Below are 24,326 nucleotides of genomic sequence, written 5' to 3' on the forward strand. Positions count from 1 at the left end.
CTGATATCACCATACCTCCAAGAATGATATTTTACGGCATATAAGATAATTCACACTATAGCTCCTCGTTTTCTGTTTCCATTATTGCTTCAAGTCAAGCTGATTAAGGATTGGCAGCTGAGTTTTTTAAGTTTGGCTATTCGTAGCAAAGCGGAGTTAAACAAAAATGACATTGTTACTCAAAACCATGCCCCCTATTGCGTTTACGAGACGGTAGAACAGCGTCAAGAAGGCAAAGCCCCGAAAAAAAATATGAGCGGTTAAGTAAAAATCAAAGATTAAACCTATAACGTCAAAAAAGCTGCTCTATGTTGGATTATCTCCACGTCCTCTAAATCTCAGAAAAATGATTTAAAACATTTGTTTTATTGATGAGCCAATCATTGAGATCGAACAATTAACAAAGAACGGTTCAGCAATATCCTGATAGCCAATAAACAGAATAATCCACTCAATCCAGAAAGAAGGAACAATTTTCCAGCCGAAGTGTGACCTAAAACAAACGCTCCAACAAACGGCGCCACCAACATAGCTAAATTTTGTATAGACTGCACCCATCCGGAAGCCAATCCAATCTGTTCATTGAAATTGCTTACCAGATAAACATTAGAAGATATGGAAAAGTAAGCGCTAACCATTCCAATAAGGAAAAAACAGAGCAACAAAGTCTCAATACGGAGTAAATTAAAGTAAAAAAAGCACACTGAGATCATGACAAAACCAATCATTGTTGACATTGCCGGCATTAACAACTCTGATATTTTGCCTGTAAGGGGTTTATACTTTGATTGTTTCACACTCCAAAATCCATAGAGAAAATTACCGATTGCCGAAGCCGATACCAGCATCCCAAGAGCCTGTTTATTCATTTTCATTGCACTAAGAATAACCGGCAACTGATTATTCACCATAAAGATCATGGCAAAATACACAAACATCACCGCCACATAGGCATACCAAGTTGTCCCATAAAGCCTCTGCTTTGATTTTATGGTATTCGCTGTTTTTATCATGAGCGACGAGACAGGTTGTGCACCAAGACAACAAAACACCATAAAGCCTAGCAATGTCAAAAATCCAGAAAACAATAAAGTATAGGTATCTGATAAAAGTACAGACAGAGCACTCCCCAAAGCAGGTCCTATCATCTTTGCCGCGCTATTGATCATGTTAAGCACAGAATAGTAACGAGTCCGTCCGTTTTCAGGCACCGAATTTGCACTGAGAACGGAAATTGCAGGCATGGCTAGACTGTTGAATGTCGCTCGAATAACTGCCAGTATAATAAATCCTTGCAGACTCGTCGCCATCAATAAACCGACAGTACAGAGTGCCCGTAACAGCAGTGACGCCCGCAACCAATGGATCATAGAACGGTGACTTACCAACATTCCAATTGGCTTAGACAGAACGATACCAGGTAATAATGTTGCCGCTCCAATAAAAGCGACATCATATTGATCAGCTTTCCACGTGAACACAGATACGGTCAAAATCACGATATAATCAATCCAACCGCCAAATGACACCACGCCATTACCCAGCAAAAGCACCAACAAGCGATTTTTTACTGCCCCGTCTCTTTGCACAAAAACACGCACCCCTTCTTTTTTGTTAGCAATACTGATTGAACTATCAATTTTTCCTCACACCCTAAAGGCACCAACAGCTTTCACGCAACAAAGCACCAACAAGCAACTTTTTATTACCACGTCTCTTTGCACAAAAACACGCACCCCTTCTTTTTCGTTAGCAATACTGATTAGATGACCAATTTTTCCTCACACCCTAAAGGCACCAACAACTTTCACGCAACAAAGCTCCATCGACCTTCATGCAACAAAGCAATTTATAATTATCCATGGTAAACAAAACCTCTGGAGATAAGTCTTAGATATGTATTAAAACTTCCATCGTTGATTGAACTTAATCTGCGTCTTTGCGAATGACGATAATAAGCAAGCCGTTAATCCAGCTCTTAAATACATTTACGATAATCCCGCGCGCCTCCCCTTCAGTTTCCACACAAAAAAACGCTTTAGCGTTCTTTCTCAAGAGAACTCTTTATTCTTCTTCATCACTTACTTGTGGTGGGGGTGGTAAAATATAAGAGCCTGAAAGCCAACGATTAAGATCAATAGCTCGGCACCGTGTGGAACAAAAAGGATAAGAAGATTTTTGTGACATCTGACCACAAATAGGACAAGGATGTGGAGGACGGGTCTCTTTTTGCAAATTTAGCTCTTTTTGTTCTTGGCACACCTTTGTCATTGGCTTCTTCATTAACTTTTCTTCTGTTGCTTTTTTTTCATTTTTGCTTTTCTCTTTTTGTTGCTTTTCACCTTGCATTGATCTTACCTTAAAGTTTTTCTAATGCGTTTGTTCAGCCCAGTGAGTGAAAAGTGGATAGTGATAAGCGGTCAAGAGATCGGCTGTTTCAGCCAAAGGCAATCCCACAACATTAGAATAAGAACCCGTGATATGGACAACAAAAGCCCCTGCTTTTCCTTGGATAGCGTAGCCACCTGCTTTCCCTTGCCACTCTCCTGAAGCAAGGTAAGCCTTCATCATGGCAGAGGTTAAGCGTCTAAAGCGAACACGACTTTCAACCAATTTTACGGTTATTTTTCCACGTTCATTGAGCGCACAAATGGCACCATAGACCTTATGCGAACGCCCAGAAAGGTATCGTAAACATTCATAAGCCTCATCCTCGCTTTCTGGTTTGGGGAAAATGGTCCGCCCAACAGCCACCACCGTATCAGCCGCCAAGATAATCATTTTCTGTCCAGGTAATTTTTCTTGACCATTCTGCAACTCGTCTTGACCATTCTGACTGTACCAGCGCAAAATTTTTTGGGCTTTCAGTGCTTTTTCTTTTGCCAAACGTTTGGCAAGGTTTGCAGGATGTTCTTTTAATTTTGGCGTTTCATCAATATCGCTTGCATAAACCTGCTGGGGATCAATCCCTATTTGTGCCAAGAGCGCTAAACGCCTTGGCGAAGCGGAGGCAAGCACCAAATGAATTTCTTCTGTAAGAGTATCTGCCAAACGTTTTTCCCCCCACTCTCTTATATTTCTCATTTCCACCCCTTCACAATTGACTTCCCTCTCGCCCCCTTTAGCGCCCCCTTTTAAGCGCCCCTTTAGCCTCCCTTTTAAGCGCTATTGATCTCCTTATCCTTTTTCCGCATCGATTTTACAGTTTTTCAAGGCTCTTCAAACACTCCCCTTTTTTCACTCATGAAAAGCAAACTAAAAAACTGTTAAAAAATAATAGAAATAATATGATAGCTTTTAGAAAAAAGTGCAAGCCACCCACGAGGCTACTTATAGCGATATGTAATACGCCCTTTTGTCAAATCATAAGGTGTCATTTCCACCATGATTTTATCACCGGCCAACACCCGTATACGATTTTTCCGCATTCTACCAGCGGTATGGGCAATAATTTCATGATCATTTTCCAGTTTCACACGAAACATCGCGTTAGGTAAGAGTTCAGTAACGATACCAGAAAATTCTAAAACTTCTTCTTTTGACATAAACAAACATTTCCTTTACAGTGCACATATTTTGTTAAGCTGCGCGTTATTTCCAGCGTTCATATCCTATTTTCTTAAGTTTGTGAATAAAAATTCCACAAAAAGGGAAAGGTTTTTCAAGTTTACTCTCTCATGTTCTCAAAAAACGTCATCCCACACCTTAAGAATCAAAACTTTTTTTCCACCAATTTTACCCGCTAATTTCCTTCAATTTTTATGATGATTTTGGTTTCAGTGTGACAAGAAATTACGCTAATTTTTTCCCCTAAAGCATTTTCCCAACACCTCTGACTAATCCCTCCACAACTTACTCACAATCATCCTCTCTCCAACTTTTCCTCACCTTCCACACCTTAAACATGCGCCCTTCAGATAAACACCACTCTCCCCCCACGCCAGAAGCCCTTCCTTTTCTCAAAAACCTTCTCCATTCTTCACACACCATTCACAACATGCTTCACTGCCCCACACTTCATACTCTACGCATTTCCCATACAGCCTTCCCCATTTTCTCTCTCTTCACACGCTTCCTCTAAGCCACTCTTTCCATTTATGTTGTTCTTCCTACCTTTGAAAACACGATCCCTATACATTGCGTATCATTAACCACAACGCCTCTAACGACATAAAGCCTTTTCCTTTTTTACACATTTCCGTTTTCACGCTTTTACGTATTTACCGAATAAAGCCAAATGAAACTTCCACACCGCACCACTCTATAAACAATAGTATTACCCCAGCTTCTTGCCTAGCCAATCTCCCCAAGCACTTCAGATCACCCCACATTCACGGACTTCAGCCCCCCTCAAATGACACCACTTCATCAAGTACCATAAAAACAAAGCGCTATCTCCTTCACACCATCCTTTACGCATCCCTTCGCACCACCGCCTCTTACCCCCCTCTAGTCTGTTCATTCCTATTCCGCCCCCACACTCTCTTCTCCCTTCAATCTCCCTCCGCTTCATCCCAGCTTACCACTCCATTCACAAAAACTCTTTCCCCCATTTATCTCACCACATTCCATGCCATGCCAAAAGCATACACCCCACATAAAGTCCCAGCTTCCTTTTTTACATATTTCCGTTTTTACGCTTTTACATATTTACAGAATATAGCCAAATGAAACTTCCACACCGCACCACTCTATAAACAATAGTATTACCCCAGCTTCTTGCCTAGCCAATCTCCCCCAAGCACTTCAGATCACCCCTCAAACGAGATTATTTCATCAAACGCGACAAAAAAATCCAGCCTAAAATACTCATCATACACTCTAAAAACACCTTGATAAATTGATATGCCTGATATCACTCCCCCTATAAGCTCCCCTTCTAATCATGATTTCGGAGCCGCGTGAGAGGGACAAAACAAGCCGTTAAGTTCTGGGGGTCAAGGACGCCGTTAGGCGCCATGTAATGGTCTCCTTGACCTTAAGAACCTAGGATTGTTAGTCCCCTCATTAAACGCGGGTCTGATCTCATGATTTTGGTGAGCGTTCCGGAGAGTTTGAGAGGCGGAAAGCCTCTCATTAAAAAATAAAGTTTATAAATAAAAACTATTTTCATTTGCCAATCTTCTGAAATTACTTTATCACTTAAAGTGTAAGTTTGGTCGTATACGCAACGACCAATAGGGAGCTAAAAGCCCGAAAGCTTAATACATAAATTTATCCCGCATTGCGAGTATCCCGGAATTCCGGGAGATTTTGCTATGTCCAGGTGCGTTTCCGCACTAAAAGCAAAAAGCTGATTTAGGTTCAGTATTTTTGACTCCCGGAATACCAATGCGAGGGCGCTCGCAACCGGAGGGGGGCTTGAAGTGCAAACTAAAAATCCAAATTTTATCGATATTTTGATAGCAAAAAAACGCGATTTATAATCCATATTTCGCACTTTTTTAAAAAGTACCCAATCTTATAGTCTTTGAGATTATTTTGATTTTTCTTGCCAATCTCCTGAAATTACTTTATTGATAAGCACGTGTTTTTGATCGTCCACGCAACGATCAAATAGGGAGCTAAAAGCCCGAAAGCTTAATACATAAATTTATCCCGCATTGCGGGTATCCCGGAATTCCGGGAGATTTTGCTATGTCCAGGTGCGTTTCCGCACTAAAAGCAAAAAGCTGATTAAGCTCAGTACTTTTAGACTCCCGGAATACCAATGCGAGGGCGCTCGCAACCGGAGGGGGGCTTGAAGTGCAAACCAAAAATCCAAATTTTATCGACATTTTGATAGGCAAAAGAATTCGTCAAAGAAGAATTGCCATGAGGCTTTCTCAAAAAGCATTAGGAAACTATTTAGGCGTCAGTTTCCAACAAATCCAAAAATATGAAAAAGGCTTCAATCGTGTAAGCGCAGGGTGTTTACTCAAAATCGCTCAAAAACTACAAGTTCCCATGAGCTTTTTTTATACAGACATTGTGACAAAAGAAGATGTCTCAGTAGAAAAAAATGCCTCACACTATGATCAAGAAACATACAGCGAAAAAGAACATTCACTTTTGAAAAATTTTAGAGAGCTCCAGCCGAAAAAACAAAAAGCAATCTTGTGGTTGATTTCTGATTAAGCAAAAGCACAACAATTACCATTATTCCATTCTATACCTCCTTAAGTAAAACTCAAACCAGCACTCCACACCCTTCCAAATCACGCCATTTTATGGGATATTGATTTTTCTTGCCAATTTCCTGAAATTACTTTATGAATTAGCCTGTGTTTTTTGGTCGTCTACGCAGCGGTCAATAAGGAGTTGGATTCCTTAAAACTTAACACATAAACAATTATGGCTATCCCGGAAATTCCGGGGGCTTTTGTTATGTCCAAGTGCTTTAAGCACTAAAAACAAGAGACTGTTTAAGTTCAGTGAATCCAACCTCCCGGAATACCAATGCGAGGGCGCTCGCAACCGGAGGGGGGCTTGAAGTGCAAACCAAAAATCCAAATTTTATCGACATTTTGATAGGCAAAAGAATTCGTCAAAGAAGAATTGCCATGAGGCTTTCTCAAAAAGCATTAGGAAACTATTTAGGCGTCAGTTTCCAACAAATCCAAAAATATGAAAAAGGCTTCAATCGTGTAAGCGCAGGGTGTTTACTCAAAATCGCTCAAAAACTACAAGTTCCCATGAGCTTTTTTTATACAGACATTGTGACAAAAGAAGATGTCTCAGTAGAAAAAAATGCCTCACACTATGATCAAGAAACATACAGCGAAAAAGAACATTCACTTTTGAAAAATTTTAGAGAGCTCCAGCCGAAAAAACAAAAAGCAATCTTATGGTTGATTTCTGATTAAGCAAAAGCGCACACAAAGCATAAATCCTCCGCATCATTTTACATTTTACGGATCAACGTTTTGATGCTTCTCCACATTTACAGAAAGCAGCCAAATGAAACTTTCAAATTCCCCTCGCACCACTTTGTAAACATAGGTTTGTCAACAATACAGCTTCTTACTCTAGCAAATTCCCCTGCTGATTTCAGATCATGACACCACAAAGAATGATGTTGCATCAAACGCGACAGATACGTCCTATTTTAAAATATTCTTGCCCCTTCGCTATCCTAAAGTAAGATCACACAAAGCACCGGTCAATCTCACTTCAAAAGCAACTTTCCCCACCCCCACACCCTCTCTCCTCTCTGGTCAACACACCCGCCTCTTCATCCCAACTTCCCCTCCCTCGCTTCATCCCAGCTTACCACTCCATTCACAGAAACTCTTTCCCCATTTATCTCACCACATTCCATGCCATGCCAAAAGCATACACAATGCCCAAATCCTCTACTCCTTTTTCACGAATATACGTTTTCACGCTTTTACAGATTCACAGAATAAAGCCAAATGAAACTTCCACCCCACGCCACTCTATAAACAATAGTATTAACCCAGCTTCTTGCCTAGCCAATCTCCCCCAAGCACTTCAGATCACAACACCACAAAGAATGATGTTGCATCAAACGCGACAGATATGTCCTATTTTAAAATATTCTTGCCCCTTCGCTATCCTAAAGTAAGATCACACAAAGCACCGGTCAATCTCACTTCAAAAGCAACTTTCCCCACCCCCACACCCTCTCTCCTCTCTCCTCAACACACCCGCCTCTTCATCCCCACACCCTCTCTCCTCTCTGGTCAACACACCCGCCTCTTCATCCCAACTTCCCCTCCCTCGCTTCATCCCAACACCCACCTCTTCATCCCAACTTCCCCCTTCCCTTCATAAACTCTTCACCCCCACACCCTCCTCTCTCGTCAACACCCCCGCCTCTTCATCCCCCCCCAATCTTCTCTCCACATTCCATACCATGATAAAATCATACACCACGCATAAAGTCCCAGCTTTCTTTTTTACATATTTCCGTTTTTACGCTTTTACGCATTTACAGAAAGCAGAAAATCTGTAAAAAATGCATTACACAATAACGTATTCAACAACTGTCATTAAAATCTCGCCTCCCTTTTCATCTAAATCCCCCCTATTTTCACTTAAATCATAGATATAAACTGCCCTATTATTTGTATTAACCAGCATAAAATTTTTTGACAAATTCTAGCCATCAAAAGGGGTTGTAAGAAGCATTTTACGACTTTTAAAAGAATTTTTATTTACATCCAGTGCTTTTTTGTAACGTAGAAGAGTACATTTAATTAATTGACTATAAGAAAGTTTGAGATGAGAGAAGCTTTTCGTTTTTCTCATTCAACATTCGCAACGATAACTTATCCTTATAAGTCAATATTTTTTCGTAATACAAAACGCACCAAAAGGAATAGACTTGCGTTGCATATTCACACGCTTGTTTTAAAGAAAGATCTCTCAACGCTCGTCACACCCATTTTGCAAAACGCCGCCCATAAAGGAATGGTTAAAGCCCCCATGAAGTGTATAAAATCCATTCAGCCCCCTTATCTTTACGCTTATGGAAAAACAAGTTTACGCTTATGGAAAAACGAGGCTGGCATCATCACAAAAACTCTGCCAGCTCCCAATGTTGCAGACAGCCTTCGGTTCAAGAGACTCTTCATTAAAGGCATGCCTTTCTTGTACAGTTTTGCCCCACATGCCCCCCGCTTATGATGTACAAGCAAGTAATTTTAATTGATTTAATATAAGAGAACTGGTGATGAGAAATTTTTATTATATTCAGCGAAGTGCTTCACGTTAAAAATGGTTATTTATCATTATAAATCAATATATTAATAAAAAAAGAGGCATCATCAAGACGCTTACCTTTTTCTAAAAAAGGCTTCACACTGAAAGAAAACATCTAAAAGTTAGATAAAAAAAAAGGTTTGCCTCTAATAAACAAACCTCTGCAGAAAATTATTCACATAACTTTCAAAATTTTAAATTAATCCCTCTAGAAGCAATAAAAACGCTTTAGAAGCACCAAAATGAATACAAAGATCAATTTAACACAATGTTAAGAAAAATCAAGAACAAAAAATTTTTATCGTTAATACACCTTTAAAAAACGAGGCTTCTTAACCTACGCGGCTCAAAAGTCCGGGGCTTCTCTACAAACGCCTCCAAGCCAATCAATCCCTTCATCTCTCTCAAAAGACAGCATAAAAGGTTCACAGTACAAGTCTTCGCTAAAAAAATATCAATCGCCAGCGCTCATAAAAGCCAGCGTTGGTATAAAAGATCAGATTATCGAACAATCTTGCTAAAATGTCTTCCCAATAAATAAAAAAGAAGCGGATTCTTAAATATTTCCGCCTCTTTAACAATAAAAATTATGATGAGGGATTATTAAAAAATTTCAAGACTGTGAAGGGAACCAATTTGATAACAATTCATACCTTACAGGATCATCGGCACACTGTCCACCACCACATTCCAGTATGGTAGAAATCAAATTTGCCGCAATCAAAAACACAAATAAAAAACTTGCCGCTTTACTCAAGACTGGAAAAGGAGAAAATTCTTTGAACTTGTGTGCCAACTCGCCTAAAATCATGACAAATGAGACAGCAAAGATACAAAGGACAGAAATAATGAAAGCCCAAGTATAAAAATGCAATCCAAAGAACGTTGAACCATATCCTAAATCATCGGGTGTGATATGCAAAAACACTTGCCGTGCTGCCACAGCACTGGTTACCATACAACCAAGAATAACCATACCATAATGGGTATTTTTCACCTTATGGTGAATATTGAGTAAGAACCCACAACCTGCCAGCATCAATCCAACGCGCTGCAGCAAACAAAGGGGACAAGGTAACTCAAACTTTACCAATTGATAATAAAAAGCCACCACCAAGACAATAGATAACCCAAAGAGTCCTAGCGTATTCATAAAGATGACGAAGTGAGGATTTTTTTGTTCAACATGTTCCATGGCTATTCTCTCAAAAAGATAAATTTAAAGTAGAAGTTGCGTGATGATTGAAAGTGAGAAGAATGACAACGAATAAAATTGCCCACAAAGCATAACTTATATTTTTTTTACCACACATAGTCGTTACTGCAGTACCTAAAGCGATTAAAAATGGAAGAAACATAGCTTTTAAATCTCCTTTACATCCGTTGTTTAACTCTTATTTATTTCAGCGTTCACCATATTACAAAATTGGGCAAAAAAGAGACCATGGATTTATTATTCACAATTCGTCACTCGCGATTGATATTGCCATTATATTTAAGTGAAAAAACGATATAATCGCTCAGAAGCACATCTCAACAAAAGCGTTAAAAGCACAAAAGCGTTGATTATTCGCTTCCCCTTATATCAGCCATTGTTAAAGATATATCAACAATTATAAAGATTATATCCCCTATAAAGATTATATCCCCCACTCACAAAAGAATCACTTGAACAACAAAATAAATAGGCTTTGAAATCGAGAGATATACATCTCTTTTTTTCTCAAAAGAATATCCTCATTTTGCAACACATTTTTGACATAAAAATCTCTTTTTCTCATAAGCAATGTTTCAAATTGCAACAGATTTTATATCATATGGTGATCTTGTTTATTTTAGCAAATAAAAAATAAGACATTTTTTTAAAAAAAACTTATAATCAATGGCTTTTCCCCAATACATTTTTCCCTCTTATCTTAAATAAAAGACAATACCGCAAGCTCAACAGCCTCATGGGTCCCACGCCACCCCGTGACATTGCCCTCCCCCCTCACAAGAAGTGCTTCATGCCTTCAATACTTTAGTTTTTCATCTCTCGAGATCCCCTTTAAATTTTTAGCTTTCCGCCTTATTTGAAAAATAACTGTTTCTCTGTCATCAATTGGCTTTGCAAAAAGAATATAAAACTTTAAAAAAAATAATGATAAAGAATCGCATTGAACCTTTGAAAAGGATAGAGAATGATGAAAAAATCATGTGATGTGGCGATTTTAATGGGGAGCCAATCGGATTGGCAAACGATGTGCCATAGTGCAGATATTTTGACGAATCTTGGTATTTCTCATAGTTCGCATATTGTCTCAGCACACCGAACTCCTGAACGCCTTTATCAATTTGCAAAAGAAGCAAAAGAAGCAGGGTTTAAAGTTTTAATTGCCGGTGCGGGGGGTGCAGCGCATCTTCCAGGTATGTTAGCAGCCCTTACTCCTCTTCCTGTTTTTGGCGTTCCAGTGCATTCTCACTCTCTTTCTGGTCAAGATTCTTTGCTTTCAATCGTGCAAATGCCAGCAGGGATACCCGTCGGCACATTAGCAATTGGCAAAGCAGGTGCAATTAATGCAGCACTTTTAGCCGCAGCCGTTATGGCCGTTTATGACCATGATCTCGCCCAACGATTAGAAGATTGGCGTCAACAACAAACAGCCAATGTCGCCCAAACGCCTGTAACGGAGGTTTAAAATGGCACCGTTTTTCAACACCACCTCAGCCAACACCACCTCGTCCAACACCACCTTAGCCAACACCATGTTACCTCCAGGCAGCGTCATTGGTTTAATCGGGGGGGGACAATTAGCGCGGATGCTCGCCATAGCGGCCGCAGAATTAGGATTTCGAACCGTTATTTTTTGCCCTGAAGCCGATTGCCCAGCCGCTCAAACAGCAAACAACCATATTGTTTCCTCCTATGACGATATATCAGCTTTAGATCATTTTATTTCTCAGTGTGATGTTGTCAGCTATGAATTTGAAAATCTTTCGCTTCAAACGGTTCAATATGTAGAAAAGAGTAAGCCTGTTTATCCTTCTTCCAAAGCATTAGAGATCACGCAAGATCGACTTTTTGAGAAGCAATTTTTGCGTGATCAAGGGATTGGCACCGCGTTATGGCACGCTGTTGACAATTCTTCTTCTCTTCTTTCCGCTCTTGATACCTTAGGCGGACGTGGTCTTTTAAAGACGCGTCGTTTTGGTTATGACGGAAAAAACCAGATCAAGCTTGATCACCCAGATGAACAAACCCTTGACGAAGCCTTAAGGACTTTTCAGGAACAGCCTTGTATTTTAGAAGAAATAGTCCCTTTTTTATCGGAAATTTCGGTTCTTTCGGCACGTACAAAACAAGGAGAACATATTTTTTATGACTGCCCTGAAAATCAACACAAAAATGGAATTCTTCATAAGTCCTTTGTTCCATCACATATTCCACTTGACGTGCAAAAAGCAGCTCAAGAAATCAGTGTAACAGTCATGGATGCCCTCGATTATGTTGGTGTTCTTTGTATTGAACTTTTTGTCTTAACGAATGGTCATCTTTTAGTGAATGAATTAGCACCGCGTGTCCATAATTCTGGTCATTGGACACAAAAGGCATGCATAACTTCACAATTTGAACAGCATATCCGTGCTATTTGCGGACTTCCCTTAGGCAGTCCCTATCGCCATAGCGATTGCCAAATGACCAATCTTCTTGGTAACAATTTTAGCACGTTAAAATATTTTCTGAAGCAAGAGCGCACCTCGATCCATTTATATGGCAAAAGCACTGTTCACCCCAACCGCAAAATGGGGCATATCATCCAATTACTGGGACCAGCCAACAAATCTTAAGCCCACATATATACAAATACTTTTTCACACTTTTCCCCTAAATGAACTGAAAAAACAACCTCTCCCCCCACACCGATATCCATCGGCTTCAAAAGCGCCCCTAACCTTTTAATTCTCCCCTGAAAGGGCGTGAAGCCCTCCTACAAGCTCCTTCTCTCTTAAAAACATCACCTCTTCCCCCTCCAAACCGCTTCATCCTACACGAACATCTCATCCGCCCTCAAAAACAAAGCTTCACTCCACACCAATATCCAAGCAGTACAACAAGCGCTCCCAACCCTTCAACTCCACCCCCTAGCTCTTCTCCCCTTCCTTTTCTCAAAAATATCCCCTCGGCTAAAAATAATCCACCAGCCCCCAACTTCACTACCCCTCCACCTCCCACAGCATAAATATTCCCCTATAACATACGCAGCCCCTTCATTTTTCTTTTAATGCCAATCTTTAAGAAATAGACTGATCTATTGCACCCCATAGATACCAATCCCCATGATTGCGCTTTTATTGTCTCTAGCTTCTCTTCTTATGTTCATTTTTTCACAAAAGCATTTTCACAAAAGCATCGTTTTGTTTTCCATAAAATCGCTGCAAAGAGGTAAAACGTATTACTCTCCCCAAACAACTCTCGAGAATTCGGCCCAATATCAGCCAGACGATAGCCCCCTCCAGCATAGCAACTTTCTTCTTTTTCTCCTCTCTCTTTTTCCTTCAACGGATAGAAGATTTTCTCCTTTCGTTAATTCCCCCCAACACATTCCTCGAAAAGGTTTCCTGAACTTCTCCCCAAAGGCTTAAGTTTCTTCTTTTCAGATCAATTTTTCTTCTCTCACAAAACCCTCCCCTTTTTTAGTGCATCAATTTTCTCACCTTTTAATCCTGTTAAGATAATGAATTATAAGGCACATCACCACCGTATAATGCGCATTGATTTTATGGCATCTTTTTATTGCATCTCGCACAATTCTTTATGAACTCCCCTTATCGTAAACGCACTTTGTTTACGCATATTCTTAACCACCCATAAGAGATTGTCTGTAACTCTCTAATTCTGCTCAGCAATGACATTCGTCACCCCCAACAGACCAGCGCTTCATGAAGTTCCCACAATTTTTCTCAATCCAAGCTTATTTCAAGAGCACCTAATAATTTATAAATATAAATGTTTATTTTATTATCCTGATAAAGCTAAACTATACTTTTTAATACTATTATTTTAACACTATCATTGCCTTTAAAACGCTCATTATGCGAAAAAATACTTCACTTCTAACAATAATAAAATAATTTCGCTTGTATCTTATCTTAATATGTGATTAACGTTCAGCATAAACTTAGATCTTTTTATAGCAAAAATACCATACAAAAGGGGAAAATAATGGAGGGTATCTCTTCAAACAAACTCAAAGATGAAAACAATGAAAATAAGGAAGCAACTTTAAATGAGGCACAGTCTGTTCCTCCTCAAAAACGTAAAGGGGGTCCATTTAGACATATGTTGTTCCTCTTTCTTTTAACCTTTCGTAAACCCATTGTTTTCGTAACGAAAATCCTAGCGATAGGCTTTTTATTAATGGCAGGAATTCTTTGTCTAACATACCTCGCAGTAGGAAGAGAGTCATTACCCCTATCGATCGGGATACCAATGATCATTACGTCAGCTCTCTTTGGCATTTGCAACATGTATATAAATTGGTATTATGACATGCTTTTATTACGTTTATCGCCAGACAATGTGAACCTTTCACTCTTTCAATAAACATCATCATAGACCACCCTTGGGAAGGTCAAATTTTTCTACAGCATGGATATTAAAAGGAATTCAAACTATCCACATTCAAGAGCCAAAGTATATTCTCACTATACTGGTTCCCTCACCGGATAATTTGAATTCCCCCTCCGTTTGACAATATCCAGCACTCCACCCACGTAGAAATAATAGGGTTGCAAAAAATCATAAACTATTGCCTTAAAAGAGAAATTTATGCATAATCTTTCACTCTAACAGCACAGATTTAATCCCTCATTAAAAGTACCGAGCGCTCCGCTCCGTCCCTGATCTCCACGTCAAAGATATAATTACAGGATATGATTACAGCACTAAGCTTATCCATTCCCAAACCAAACATCCTCTCACCCCTCACGTAAAATAAAAAGCCTCAAACAGAAGACACTTGTGTTGCCAATTTACGCACTTGTTTTAAAGAAACACTTGGCCAATGCACATTGCCACCACTTCACAACAGCAGCCCCGGTCATAGAGCATAAAAACTCTCGATAATAACTTAAACATTCATAGTGCACCACCCTCTTTAAACTTATGAAGCGTAAACGCCAACCTCATCATACCGCTTTGCCAGTCTCCAATGTTACAACACTCTTAGCATTTGAAAGCATTCATAAAAGACCGTTTTATTCCTTATCTTCAAGTATCTTTACCATAGATCAATCCCGCTTGTGATATGCAAGCAGCGAATGCTATGCTTAAAGATACACAGATTTGCAATGAGAAAACCTTAAGACTATGCGAAACTCTTATTTTACTATGTTTTCTCTGAACAATAGAAATTTATCCTTATCAATTCATCATCTTCGTCATCATCATGCGGTTTATTTTTTAGGTTTTAAGAATAAGCCTTAAGAATATCCTCACACACGAACAAAAAACACCTCATGTTATAAATTTTACATGAGCCTTACTAAACGATGATATTTTACGAAAAAACAGGATTATTTTCTCACAAATAGGAAGCTTTTACTTTTTTCCACTCTTTGTGCTTTTTTGTGTCCTTTTTTTACGAGAAAATTTTTACCTTCAAGGCAACCATTAACACACCCTAAGGAATTTGTAAGGGATATACCCTTGACAAGAATAAGACTTCTTGTTAAATCTCTCCTACTTTTTTGCAATTTTCACTTATCGTTGTGCTAATGAAGTGGTTAATGCGTACCTTAAGAGTGCGCTTTTCTTTTTGTGATCACAGTGAAAAAGTGTATCGTGTGATGTTATCATGCAAGTACGATATCGCAATGCAATGCTCATAGAGTAAGCAGTCTATTGGGGTTGTAATATTGTATTTTCGTGTTTTAATATTGTATTATAGTATTGTGTTACGTAAACTATTTAAACGGTGAATATGATGAAAATTAAAAATTCGCTTAAAGCACTAAAAGAGCGCCACCGTAACAATCGTTTGGTGCGTCGTAAGGGTCGTGTTTATATTCTTAATAAAACGAACCCACGTTTTAGAGCACGTCAGGGCTAATTCTTTTAGGACTAATTTCTTTAGGATCAATGTTTTTATGCCTACTTTGATTGTAGGCTTAAAAAGATTTTCTTGCGTTTTTTTGGTTATAAGTCCGTTGATTACAAGTCTAGTATTTGATAATATTTGGTGATTTATCTTTTGGGGGCTTGTTTTTATGGATTCTTCTATTTTTTTAAAAGCCTTTCGATTTTTTCAGCTGCGTTTTTTCTGTATTTTTCAGCGTGCGTTTTTTCTTTTTTTTGTTGGTGTTTTTTGTTTTGTTCCCTCGAGCTATGGGCAAAATCCTCCTTCTCTTCCTGAAGATCGGCCTTCTCCACAATCGCTTTTACCATTAGATGATCTTATTCCCAATTCTCCTCCCCCTTCCTCAACGCCCTCCGATTCTGATTCCTCGGCGGTTATTCTTGAAGATCTTGACAAAGAGCAGCTTTCCCATGTTGACAGAGTTAAGCAACGCAAAGAAGCAGAAATTTCACGTTTACTCAAAGAATTGAAATATTGTGCTGATGTTGCTAAAGCGAAAAAGATCAGTCAACAACTTCAACATTTATGGTCCCAATCGGGGAGTGAGACGATTGATCTTTTAATGTCATGGGCTGAAAATGCACTCAACAGCGACGATTATGGACTTGCGCTTGATTATATTGACAATGCTCTTGCACTTTTACCTACTCATTCTGAAGCTTGGATAAGACGCGCTTGGATTCACATTCAACTGAACGATTTCAAGCTTGCCCTGCTTGATCTCAACCATGCTCTTGAACTTGAGCCGCGCAATTATAGTGCTTTTTTTGAACTTGGCGTTGTCATGGAAGCAACGGAGCGTCCAAAACTTGCTCTTAAAGCTTATGAAACAGCATTGGATTACTATCCACAAATGCGCAGGATTCAAAAGCGCGTGCAAGCTCTGTTAGACGAACAATCACCCCAAGCTCTTTAAAACCATTCAAGAACGAGACGCGCTTTACGGCATCCTTTCAAACCTAGATAAGACGCAAGCCGGCTTCACATTCCACTCAATAAACTGCCCCTGCTTATAACCACACCATCACCCCCCCACACAATTCACAGTGCCTTTTTTTGAATTTGGACCTTTTTTGTATTGAAGGCATCTTCCAAACACTGCCAATATGCCCCTTACAGAATTTCTTCTCATAGCAAGCATACGGGCTTCACGCCTAAGTCCTCTTCAGCCGTTTCTTCTTTTCACACCTTCCATCATGGATAAAAAAAAATTGTAAACACGATCCTCAAAAAATACTTTTTGAAAAAAGCTTACAACATCGCTTAGCGCCTCTGATAAACTGTCATCGTCTGTTTTTTATTTATGAGCTTCAAACCATAGCAGCACATACCGTATCGGCTCTCCTCCACCCCTCAAAGTTGATAAAACAGCCCTGAAATATGGCTTCACAAAGCAAAAACTTCAAAGGTGCAACACCAATTCAACCAACATCCTTGAATAAGAAATATTCCTTTCAAAACTCCTCCAAGCATTACCCCCGAAACATAAAAATCAAGCATTGTCGCAAAAGAGCTAATCAAGCCATTGCCAATAAACCGTTCTACGTCACTCAATCACCCACCCCCACTCATATTTTTTGCTTTTTTACTTTGAATAAGCCATCCATCATACAGCCATTTCGAGCAACCACCAGCAAGGTTATAAAAACTCTCCTGAAATACTTTATGAAAAAGAAGAGAGCGAGGTTATTTTATCCCTAGCAGAAACTCTGAAATTGTTTTATATTTAAGGAGGGTGTTCTGCGCTTCTCGACAGGAAATAACGTATTCCTGAGACCTTAATGATCTCCAAGGGAGCTGTCCCTGATCAAGCCCGTGGGCTTTTTCATATGGCGCCCACCTATTTGTATAGGTTCCCGGGATCAGCTTTTTCCATCGGCTGTTGTGGATCACCCTTTATTTATATAACTTTTTTACATCAAATTTTTCCAGCTAAAATTGAGAGCGTCCTTTTACATAAGACCAATGACGATACTCTCTTTTCAAGAAATAAAAATTACGATAAGCTTTATTTTATAAAACAGACAGCACTGACAAAATAATCCCCTCTGTGAATCTGCTTCACCCCTTCGCACGCAAGCAACGCAAAAGCGGCTTGTTGCACCAAGATACCCCCTAAAGAGCACACACTTTTTTTCATGCTTTTTTTTTCATGAGCACAGCTCTTGTCCTAACAGAGATTTACAAAACGCCAACAATGGATAAAATACCAGCATCTTATAAAACAATTGACGAGACAATGACAAATAATCCCCTCTGTGAATCTGCTTCACCCCTTCGCACACAGCAACGCAAAAGCGGCTTGTCGCACCAAAATACCCCCTAAAGAGCACACACTTTTTTTCATGCTTTTTTTTTCATGAGCACAGCTCTTGTCCTAACAGAGATTTACAAAACGCCAACAATGGATAAAATACCAGCATCTTATAAAACAATTGACGAGACAATGACAAATAATCCCCTCTATGAATCTGCTTCATCCCTTCGCACACAGCAACGCAAAAGCGGTTTATCGCGTCGTGATGCTCTTTTAACAGAAGAGCGTGCACTCTTTTCGCAGCGTGCTTGTTGCCACTTTATTGAATACCTTGAAAAGAAGGGAACCGATTTTTCACGCCTCATTTTAGCAGGCTATTGGCCCATTAAATCGGAAATTGACCCGCGTCCTTTACTGGATGCTGTAGCGTTACGCGGTGGGCATTTAGCCTTACCAGCAGTTCTTGATTCCACCACCATGATTTTCCGTGCATTTTCGCCCAGCACGATTTTAGAGCCCATGCGTTTTGGCACCTTTGGTCCGGGTGCAGACAATGACGTTGTTGCCCCCAATAATATTATTGTTCCGCTTTCTGCGTTTGATCGTCAATGTCACCGTCTTGGCTATGGAGGAGGATACTATGACCGTGCTGTTGCAGCTCTTGAAAAACAAGGGCATCAAATGACATTATGGGGCATAGGATTTTCATGTCAGGAGGTTTCCTCTATTCCCGCAGCAGAACATGATCTACAGGTACAAGGAATTTTTACAGAAAAAGGTTTCTTAAAATGTTAAAATGTGATTAAAGCGCCTATGCGTTTTTTATTTTTAGGTGACATTGTTGGTAGCACAGGCTGTAAAGCTGTTTTTGAACACCTTCCTCAACTGATTGAGAAATGGCAGCTTGATTTTGTTGTGGTAAATGGTGAAAATGCCTCTGGTGGTTTTGGTCTCACACAAGAAACGTATCAAGATCTTTTGATAACCGGTGTTGATGTTGTCACCACAGGTAATCATGCTTTTTCTCACAAAGAAGCATTGCAGTATGCCCATGAGAGTGATCGTTTTTTACGCCCTGCCAATTTTTCGAAAGAAACTCCTGGAAAAGGTTCTGGTGTTTTTACGGCAAAAAATGGCGCCCGTGTTCTTGTCGCCAATCTGTTGGGCAACGTTTTTATGCCGTGTAAAGTAGAAGATCCATTTGAAACAGCGGAAAATATTCTGCTTGCCTGTTCGTTGATGGAGCAAGCCGATACGATTATTTTTGACTTTCACGCAGAAACGACAAGCGAGAAGCAATGTTTTGGCCATTTTCTTGATGGTCGTGTGAGTGTTATCGTTGGCACCCATACGCATATTCCCACGGCTGACGCGCAGATCTTAGAAGGTGGGAGCGCCTATTTAACAGATGCAGGCATGTGTGGAGATTATAATTCATCTCTTGGAATGGATAAAGAAGAACCCTTACACCGTTTTCTTTATAAGACGAAGCAAGATCGTTTTGAACCGGCATGTGGTCCTGCCACCCTTTGTGGTTTAGCGGTTGAGATTTCAGATCGCACCGGTTTAGCAGAAAAGGTCTCAGCGGTACGGATTGGTCCTCATTTAAAGCCTGAAGTTCCGGATTTTTGGTAGCTTCTTTTAAGCCACCTCTTTGATAGTTTCTTTCCAAGATTTTCTTTTGAGAACTCTATTTGGCAAGACGACTTTTCCAGCCCTTCCCAAATCCCTACTAAAAACACCCCGCCCTCCAATTTACCTAATACAGCAACTTTTCTAGCACAAATAAGTCACTCTTTTAAAAAAAATAAAGGATAAAGGATAAAATTTTTCGTGATTTTTAAAACGATGAGAAGGAGGTTTTATTTGGACATTTCTGCGGGGGGGGGGGGAGGAGAAATGCTAACCCCCTTCTCTAGAAAAAGCTTTATATAATAATTTATTATTTAGCAAGAGCCTCTTTAATCTTTTTTTGATTCTAACGAAAATTTAATCTTAAAATTGCTTTTTGCTTTTTAGGTTTGAGCTCTCTAAAACTTTTCAAAAGGATGTGCTCTTCTTTACTTGAAATCCTTTCATCACAGCAATACAAGACATTTTCTTTTGTCGAGAGATCAGCGTAAAAAAGGCAATAGGAACATTGAGAATATCAGCAATTTCCTGTAAACGCCCAGCTCCTATACGATTAGAGCCTTTTTCATATTTTTGGATTTGTTGAAAAGTCACACCTAACTGGCTGCCTAATTTCTTTTGCGACATTCCAAGCATTGTTCTTTTAAAGCGAATTTTTCTGCCTATCGAAATGTCGTTAAAGTGTGGATTTTTAGCTTTCACTTCAAGCTCCCCTGCCGGTTGCGAGCGCCTCTTATGCGTATTCCGGGAGTCAAAAACACTGAGTTCAGTCAGCTTTTTTGCTTTTAGTGCTAGAGAGCACCTAGACATAGCAAAAACTCCCAGAATTCCGGGATACCTACAAGAGTAGGTTCATTTTATGATCGAACTTTAGGGCTTTCAGACCCTACTGATCGCTGCGTAGACGACCAAAGTCACCCTTTAAGGTATAAAGGAATTGGAGAAGATTAACAATAAAATTTAAAACAGTCTTTATTTGTATTTTTATAAGAGGCAGATAACCTCTCATTTTTGATTAAATTATGTGTGAACGAAGTGAGCTCTATTTATTGAAATAGGTATAAGATCATAATCAAGAGATGCTAGACGTATTAGCTCGTAGTAAAAACCTTTCATAGACATCATTAGCAAACAAGCAAAGAAATATCATGATAACAAAACCAATGACCATTGCTGTTTGGTGTTCATAGGGTGCAACTCTCGCTGTGTATCCCCAAAAAAGAAAAATAGGAATAAAACCAAGCCACCAACAAAGAAGTTTAAGAAGGCAAAAACTGGTTTACGAATGAATAATAAAATAAGGAAGATTGCGTAAAGCAACCTTTTAAATATCACAGCCAATATTCTACGTATTGTTTTAAATATCCAAACGAATATTCTACGTGTTATGTTGAACACCCCACGCATTATAATTGATAAGATACTCTTTTTATGTCTTAATTTTTTTGGTGTTTATATTCTTAGCAGAAAGATCGTTTATGACTCCCCCATTTTCAAGCCACTATATTATAAAATATGTATTATAAAAATGATTTATCTCTAATTATATCATCCAAAAATACAACAATACTTTATTCATTTTAACTAAAAACAAGTGCTTTATTAAGAAGAAAAGCTATTTTCATTAGCAAGAGCTGTTAAATCCTTACGTCTAAAATAGATAGAGCGTCCACAACGGATAGGGAGCTCTCCTTGCACGAGAATAATCTGTTCGTCTTTTCGCATTTCTTGTGTTATTTCATGTGGATATATTAAGGGTCTTTGTCGCAAACTTAAATGCTCTGTTCCTTCTATACCTGATGTTCCCAGAGTTATGCTTGAATCTTTCACTTCAATGGTCATTTGACCACATGCCTTAGATATATTTTCAGCAGTTTTAATATCTTTTATTGCGGCATAGCTTACAAAAGCACAATTTTCAAACCATGTCATAACGCCTAACGAACCGAAATAACGTTCTATTTGCTCTACAGACTCGTAAAAAAGCATGAGAGATATGCCATATTTGCGTCCACGATCACGCGCTTCTTCTAAAATGTTCATATATCTTAAAAGATCAGCATTATCTAAAATAAAAAGCGCTCTTTTTGCATAATTACCATTAGCAGCTTCCATAGCTCTGAGAAAAGAGCCAACAAGGACACGCCCAACACCTGGATAAGATTTTAAAATTTTTGAGGGGATATTTAAAAAAACATCGATATCTCCTTTTGTTATATCATTAGTTTTAAAATCATGACCACTGATAAGATCTGCATAATTAGAGAGGGAAAGCCATTGTATATCTTTTGCAGCAGTAGAATAGACATCTGAGAAAGTTTGCGCCGCCATATTTGTAAAAACGCCAAGGGTTTCACGAATAAATTGGGATGGCGATGAAGCCTGTAAGGAACGCAATTTTCCAATCACAGACGGTTCTGGCATTAACATGATCGTATGAAGGGTTTTTAAATTTTTTTCCTGTAATGTGTATTCATCAGAAAAGACCACATGCGCAAGTATTCCTGTTAACAAATTATGTGCGTGTGATACAAAGAATTGGTCTGTCGAAATTGATTTGTAGTTTTCAGAAAGAAGGAGTCTAGCAACTTCAACCACACCCGCTTCTCTTTCATAAAGGGGGAGATTTTCATCTAACAGCCAATCTAAAGGATTAAAAATTTCTGTTGAAGAACCATGGGGGCCAAGAACGTATACTTTTCTTTTAAAATCCTCCCTTGCGTCTTTAACTATTGGAGCGATTTCAGTTGAAGGGTCAAAAACGATCAGTGGACCGGAATATTTGAGACAAGTTGGAATAACATTACTGGTTGTTTTATAACCACCAGAACCAGCAAAAAATAACATATGGGTTGAATCAAAATTGAGTTTGTATGTCAACAATGGCTGGCTACCAGCTTTTCCCCATGTTGTTTTGTCTTTAGGATTAAAAGGGACATCTTTAACAATATCTTTGTCGACTCTATAGCGTTCTCCTATGACGACTTCACCATCACGAGGAAAAATCTTTTCAAGGCGTTTCATACTCATCCATTGAACACCACCAAAGATCGTATTTTTTGAAATTTTCAAAGGTGAAGCTTTAGGTAATGATAGTTTTATCGTGTAACCAAGGATAATAACGCCAATAACAACACCCCCTAAAACCATCCTATCAAAGAAAGGAAAAACATCCGCCCATGTCATATTATTTTGACCTACATAGGGACTAAGTCTGATATATTCATTTGCACTATAATAAGTTGCAAACAAACCAAAGATGATCATGGATGAAATAATGATATTTTTTCTGGTATGCCTTTTTTGTAATAAGATGAATGAAGAACATGAAAGTGCAATAAGGATTAAAATATCCAGTGGCTTTGATCTTACAAACCAATAAGCATCAGGCGTCGTTCCATTTTCTGTAATGTTATTGATGGTTATATTGACCAAAAAAGCTACAATGATTGAAAAGATGAGTGGCAATGCTAAAAATATAATCTGTTTTTTGTCTAATTTATTGACCATTTTCCCCCCTGCATACCAGAAAAAGCTTCTCTTCCTATTTTTTTCGAAGTTTTTGAATTTTTATCAAGTTTTGAAACGTAAAGCAAACCATCTTAAGATGAAAGACTTATCTGCCTTTCTAAGACGGGCTTTTATAAAAAGCTCCCCTAAACTAATTTTTTCAAGAATTTTTCCAAAGTTTCTTTGATGCTTCACGCGCTATTTAAATTTCTTACTTAACTCTTTTACGACACTGTATATGCTTCTTAACAGAAAAAAAACCAATAACAATACGCATTAGTGTTCACTGAAAAAAAGCGCGGTTTATCATGTTGTGCCGTAAAACCTTGTTGTTTAGAGCCGTGATATAAGGCATGTAAAACTTTCCATATTAAGTGTTTTTAGAGTGTGTAATAAATGGGCATGGCTTGCCCCGTAACGCCCTTTTTAAAGTGAACCACATGAATGGGTCAGGAGTAGGTCACCCCCCCCGCCAACAGAAGCCGGACTGTTTACAGAGCAGCCTTTAAGTCAGGAATATGCATCCTTTAGAGCGTAGAGCGGGAGGAAATCAAACACAAAATTGCTTTCTGTTTTTGAGGTTTGAGCTCTCTAAAACTTTTCAAAAGGATGTGCTCTTCTTTACTTCCGATCCCTTCATCACAGCAATACAAGGCATTTTCTTTTGTCGAGAGATCGGAGTAGAAAAAAGAAATGGGAACATTAAGAATATCGGCAATTTCCTGTAAATGCCCCGCCCCTATACGATTAGAGCCTTTTTCATATTTTTGGATTTGTTGAAAAGTCACACCTAACTGGCTGCCTAATTTCTTTTGCGACATTCCAAGCATTGTTCTTTTAAAGCGAATTTTTCTGCCTATCGAAATGTCGTTAAAGTGTGGATTTTTAGCTTTCACTTCAAGCTCCCCTGCCGGTTGCGAGCGCCTCTTATGCGTATTCCGGGAGTCAAAAACACTGAGTTCAGTCAGCTTTTTTGCTTTTAGTGCTAGAGAGCACCTGGACATAGCAAAAACTCCCGGAATCTCGCGATACTTATAAAGCAGGCTAATGTTTCATCTTGGATTTTCAGGCTTTGGGTTCCACCATTCAACCACACTATACGA

General features: G+C 39.0%; 22 protein-coding genes, 1 other RNA gene and 1 pseudogene. 12 read left to right on the top strand and 12 right to left on the bottom strand.

Annotation, left to right across the window (positions count from 1 at the left end; translation table 11 throughout):
* Positions 1 to 380 precede the first annotated feature (380 nt).
* The 5 genes from ACFIMI_RS05445 to ACFIMI_RS05465 form a co-directional block, all read right to left on the bottom strand.
* Entirely contained in the window at positions 381 to 1,589 is a 1,209-nt protein-coding gene (locus ACFIMI_RS05445) for an MFS transporter (protein WP_375692311.1), read from the bottom strand.
* A 475-nt stretch (positions 1,590 to 2,064) separates the two neighbouring features.
* Entirely contained in the window at positions 2,065 to 2,349 is a 285-nt protein-coding gene (yacG, locus tag ACFIMI_RS05450; RefSeq protein ID WP_375611670.1) for a DNA gyrase inhibitor YacG, read from the bottom strand.
* A 21-nt stretch (positions 2,350 to 2,370) separates the two neighbouring features.
* Positions 2,371 to 3,084 (bottom strand): Maf family nucleotide pyrophosphatase, encoded by a 714-nt coding sequence (locus ACFIMI_RS05455; protein ID WP_375611669.1) that lies wholly within the window; start codon positions 3,082 to 3,084, stop codon positions 2,371 to 2,373.
* Positions 3,085 to 3,326: 242 nt separating this feature from the next.
* Positions 3,327 to 3,545: a translation initiation factor IF-1 gene (gene infA, locus ACFIMI_RS05460; RefSeq protein ID WP_004857577.1), complete on the bottom strand. Its 219-nt coding sequence runs from the start codon at positions 3,543 to 3,545 to the stop codon at positions 3,327 to 3,329.
* Positions 3,546 to 4,315: 770 nt separating this feature from the next.
* Entirely contained in the window at positions 4,316 to 4,513 is a 198-nt protein-coding gene (locus ACFIMI_RS05465; RefSeq protein ID WP_375611668.1) for a hypothetical protein, read from the bottom strand.
* A 1,232-nt stretch (positions 4,514 to 5,745) separates the two neighbouring features.
* Between ACFIMI_RS05465 and ACFIMI_RS05470 the strand changes: the two genes are divergently transcribed.
* The 3 genes from ACFIMI_RS05470 (at position 5,746) to ACFIMI_RS05480 (ending at position 8,631) form a co-directional block, all read left to right on the top strand.
* Positions 5,746 to 6,117 (top strand): helix-turn-helix domain-containing protein, encoded by a 372-nt coding sequence (locus ACFIMI_RS05470; protein WP_375631465.1) that lies wholly within the window; start codon positions 5,746 to 5,748, stop codon positions 6,115 to 6,117.
* Between the two features lie 356 nt (positions 6,118 to 6,473).
* Positions 6,474 to 6,845, top strand: a complete 372-nt coding sequence (locus ACFIMI_RS05475) for a helix-turn-helix domain-containing protein (protein ID WP_375631465.1) — start codon at positions 6,474 to 6,476, stop codon at positions 6,843 to 6,845.
* A 1,381-nt stretch (positions 6,846 to 8,226) separates the two neighbouring features.
* The gene (locus tag ACFIMI_RS05480; RefSeq protein ID WP_375692312.1) at positions 8,227 to 8,631 is read left to right on the top strand and encodes a hypothetical protein; all 405 of its coding nucleotides are present in this window, start codon (positions 8,227 to 8,229) and stop codon (positions 8,629 to 8,631) included.
* A 688-nt stretch (positions 8,632 to 9,319) separates the two neighbouring features.
* Here the strand turns inward: ACFIMI_RS05480 and ACFIMI_RS05485 are convergent.
* Both ACFIMI_RS05485 and ACFIMI_RS05490 read right to left on the bottom strand, forming a co-directional pair.
* Entirely contained in the window at positions 9,320 to 9,901 is a 582-nt protein-coding gene (locus ACFIMI_RS05485) for a disulfide bond formation protein B (protein WP_375613594.1), read from the bottom strand.
* A 10-nt stretch (positions 9,902 to 9,911) separates the two neighbouring features.
* Positions 9,912 to 10,064 (bottom strand): DUF5993 family protein, encoded by a 153-nt coding sequence (locus ACFIMI_RS05490; protein ID WP_273790835.1) that lies wholly within the window; start codon positions 10,062 to 10,064, stop codon positions 9,912 to 9,914.
* A gap of 822 nt (positions 10,065 to 10,886) precedes the next feature.
* On the opposite strand from ACFIMI_RS05490, the gene purE reads away from it, so the two are divergent.
* The gene (gene purE, locus ACFIMI_RS05495) at positions 10,887 to 11,384 is read left to right on the top strand and encodes a 5-(carboxyamino)imidazole ribonucleotide mutase (RefSeq protein WP_375610656.1); all 498 of its coding nucleotides are present in this window, start codon (positions 10,887 to 10,889) and stop codon (positions 11,382 to 11,384) included.
* Between the two features lies 1 nt (position 11,385).
* A complete protein-coding gene (locus tag ACFIMI_RS05500) occupies positions 11,386 to 12,534 on the top strand; it encodes a 5-(carboxyamino)imidazole ribonucleotide synthase (protein ID WP_375692313.1) in 1,149 nt (382 codons plus the stop codon).
* A 220-nt stretch (positions 12,535 to 12,754) separates the two neighbouring features.
* Here the strand turns inward: ACFIMI_RS05500 and ACFIMI_RS05505 are convergent, their stop codons facing one another.
* Positions 12,755 to 12,901: a hypothetical protein gene (locus tag ACFIMI_RS05505; RefSeq protein WP_375692314.1), complete on the bottom strand. Its 147-nt coding sequence runs from the start codon at positions 12,899 to 12,901 to the stop codon at positions 12,755 to 12,757.
* 1,008 nt (positions 12,902 to 13,909) lie between these two features.
* Between ACFIMI_RS05505 and ACFIMI_RS05510 the strand changes: the two genes are divergently transcribed.
* The 3 genes from ACFIMI_RS05510 (at position 13,910) to ACFIMI_RS05520 (ending at position 16,740) form a co-directional block, all read left to right on the top strand.
* On the top strand, positions 13,910 to 14,290 hold the full coding sequence (locus tag ACFIMI_RS05510; protein ID WP_375613596.1) for a hypothetical protein: 381 nt from the start codon (positions 13,910 to 13,912) through the stop codon (positions 14,288 to 14,290).
* A 1,381-nt stretch (positions 14,291 to 15,671) separates the two neighbouring features.
* Positions 15,672 to 15,797 carry a type B 50S ribosomal protein L36 gene (gene ykgO, locus ACFIMI_RS05515; protein ID WP_004863016.1) on the top strand — a complete coding sequence of 42 codons (126 nt, stop codon included), beginning with the start codon at positions 15,672 to 15,674 and terminating at the stop codon, positions 15,795 to 15,797.
* Between the two features lie 157 nt (positions 15,798 to 15,954).
* Positions 15,955 to 16,740: a tetratricopeptide repeat protein gene (locus ACFIMI_RS05520; protein ID WP_375611659.1), complete on the top strand. Its 786-nt coding sequence runs from the start codon at positions 15,955 to 15,957 to the stop codon at positions 16,738 to 16,740.
* A gap of 470 nt (positions 16,741 to 17,210) precedes the next feature.
* On the opposite strand, the gene ACFIMI_RS05525 is transcribed toward ACFIMI_RS05520, so the two are convergent.
* Complete coding sequence (locus ACFIMI_RS05525; protein WP_375692315.1) at positions 17,211 to 17,378, bottom strand: hypothetical protein; 168 nt, start codon at positions 17,376 to 17,378, stop codon at positions 17,211 to 17,213.
* A 180-nt stretch (positions 17,379 to 17,558) separates the two neighbouring features.
* Here ACFIMI_RS05525 and ssrS point away from each other — a divergent pair.
* The 4 genes from ssrS to ACFIMI_RS05545 all read left to right on the top strand — a co-directional run bounded on the left by ssrS (position 17,559) and on the right by ACFIMI_RS05545 (position 19,716).
* Positions 17,559 to 17,719, top strand: a non-coding RNA gene (gene ssrS / locus ACFIMI_RS05530) — 6S RNA.
* A gap of 257 nt (positions 17,720 to 17,976) precedes the next feature.
* Positions 17,977 to 18,150 (top strand): hypothetical protein, encoded by a 174-nt coding sequence (locus ACFIMI_RS05535; RefSeq protein WP_375675213.1) that lies wholly within the window; start codon positions 17,977 to 17,979, stop codon positions 18,148 to 18,150.
* A gap of 120 nt (positions 18,151 to 18,270) precedes the next feature.
* Positions 18,271 to 18,876: a 5-formyltetrahydrofolate cyclo-ligase gene (locus ACFIMI_RS05540; RefSeq protein ID WP_375613632.1), complete on the top strand. Its 606-nt coding sequence runs from the start codon at positions 18,271 to 18,273 to the stop codon at positions 18,874 to 18,876.
* An 18-nt stretch (positions 18,877 to 18,894) separates the two neighbouring features.
* On the top strand, positions 18,895 to 19,716 hold the full coding sequence (locus tag ACFIMI_RS05545; RefSeq protein WP_375613599.1) for a TIGR00282 family metallophosphoesterase: 822 nt from the start codon (positions 18,895 to 18,897) through the stop codon (positions 19,714 to 19,716).
* Positions 19,717 to 20,059: 343 nt separating this feature from the next.
* Here the strand turns inward: ACFIMI_RS05545 and ACFIMI_RS05550 are convergent.
* The 3 genes and pseudogenes from ACFIMI_RS05550 to ACFIMI_RS05560 form a co-directional block, all read right to left on the bottom strand.
* A pseudogene (locus ACFIMI_RS05550) lies at positions 20,060 to 20,523 on the bottom strand (helix-turn-helix domain-containing protein).
* Between the two features lie 792 nt (positions 20,524 to 21,315).
* Complete coding sequence (gene traG, locus ACFIMI_RS05555; RefSeq protein ID WP_375692316.1) at positions 21,316 to 23,223, bottom strand: Ti-type conjugative transfer system protein TraG; 1,908 nt, start codon at positions 23,221 to 23,223, stop codon at positions 21,316 to 21,318.
* 527 nt (positions 23,224 to 23,750) lie between these two features.
* Positions 23,751 to 24,227: a helix-turn-helix domain-containing protein gene (locus ACFIMI_RS05560; RefSeq protein WP_375692317.1), complete on the bottom strand. Its 477-nt coding sequence runs from the start codon at positions 24,225 to 24,227 to the stop codon at positions 23,751 to 23,753.
* Between the last annotated feature and the right edge of the window lie 99 nt (positions 24,228 to 24,326).

This window comes from Bartonella sp. AP4SXKL (assembly GCF_042195845.1).
Taxonomy (GTDB): domain Bacteria; phylum Pseudomonadota; class Alphaproteobacteria; order Rhizobiales; family Rhizobiaceae; genus Bartonella.

What these genes read in the sequence shown, in the direction of transcription:
- yacG (WP_375611670.1), bottom strand. Translation starts at nt 2,349, where the DNA reads ATGCAAGGTGAAAAGCAACAAAAAGAGAAAAGCAAAAATGAAAAAAAA.
- ACFIMI_RS05535 (WP_375675213.1), top strand. Translation starts at nt 17,977, where the DNA reads ATGAGCACAGCTCTTGTCCTAACAGAGATTTACAAAACGCCAACAATG.
- ACFIMI_RS05560 (WP_375692317.1), bottom strand. Translation starts at nt 24,227, where the DNA reads ATGTCCAGGTGCTCTCTAGCACTAAAAGCAAAAAAGCTGACTGAACTC.
- ACFIMI_RS05545 (WP_375613599.1), top strand. Translation starts at nt 18,895, where the DNA reads ATGCGTTTTTTATTTTTAGGTGACATTGTTGGTAGCACAGGCTGTAAA.
- ACFIMI_RS05465 (WP_375611668.1), bottom strand. Translation starts at nt 4,513, where the DNA reads ATGAAGCGGAGGGAGATTGAAGGGAGAAGAGAGTGTGGGGGCGGAATA.
- ACFIMI_RS05540 (WP_375613632.1), top strand. Translation starts at nt 18,271, where the DNA reads ATGACAAATAATCCCCTCTATGAATCTGCTTCATCCCTTCGCACACAG.
- purE (WP_375610656.1), top strand. Translation starts at nt 10,887, where the DNA reads ATGATGAAAAAATCATGTGATGTGGCGATTTTAATGGGGAGCCAATCG.
- ACFIMI_RS05490 (WP_273790835.1), bottom strand. Translation starts at nt 10,064, where the DNA reads ATGTTTCTTCCATTTTTAATCGCTTTAGGTACTGCAGTAACGACTATG.
- ACFIMI_RS05485 (WP_375613594.1), bottom strand. Translation starts at nt 9,901, where the DNA reads ATGGAACATGTTGAACAAAAAAATCCTCACTTCGTCATCTTTATGAAT.
- ACFIMI_RS05500 (WP_375692313.1), top strand. Translation starts at nt 11,386, where the DNA reads ATGGCACCGTTTTTCAACACCACCTCAGCCAACACCACCTCGTCCAAC.
- ACFIMI_RS05455 (WP_375611669.1), bottom strand. Translation starts at nt 3,084, where the DNA reads ATGAGAAATATAAGAGAGTGGGGGGAAAAACGTTTGGCAGATACTCTT.
- ACFIMI_RS05480 (WP_375692312.1), top strand. Translation starts at nt 8,227, where the DNA reads ATGAGAGAAGCTTTTCGTTTTTCTCATTCAACATTCGCAACGATAACT.
- ACFIMI_RS05520 (WP_375611659.1), top strand. Translation starts at nt 15,955, where the DNA reads ATGGATTCTTCTATTTTTTTAAAAGCCTTTCGATTTTTTCAGCTGCGT.
- ykgO (WP_004863016.1), top strand. Translation starts at nt 15,672, where the DNA reads ATGAAAATTAAAAATTCGCTTAAAGCACTAAAAGAGCGCCACCGTAAC.
- traG (WP_375692316.1), bottom strand. Translation starts at nt 23,223, where the DNA reads ATGGTCAATAAATTAGACAAAAAACAGATTATATTTTTAGCATTGCCA.
- ACFIMI_RS05510 (WP_375613596.1), top strand. Translation starts at nt 13,910, where the DNA reads ATGGAGGGTATCTCTTCAAACAAACTCAAAGATGAAAACAATGAAAAT.
- infA (WP_004857577.1), bottom strand. Translation starts at nt 3,545, where the DNA reads ATGTCAAAAGAAGAAGTTTTAGAATTTTCTGGTATCGTTACTGAACTC.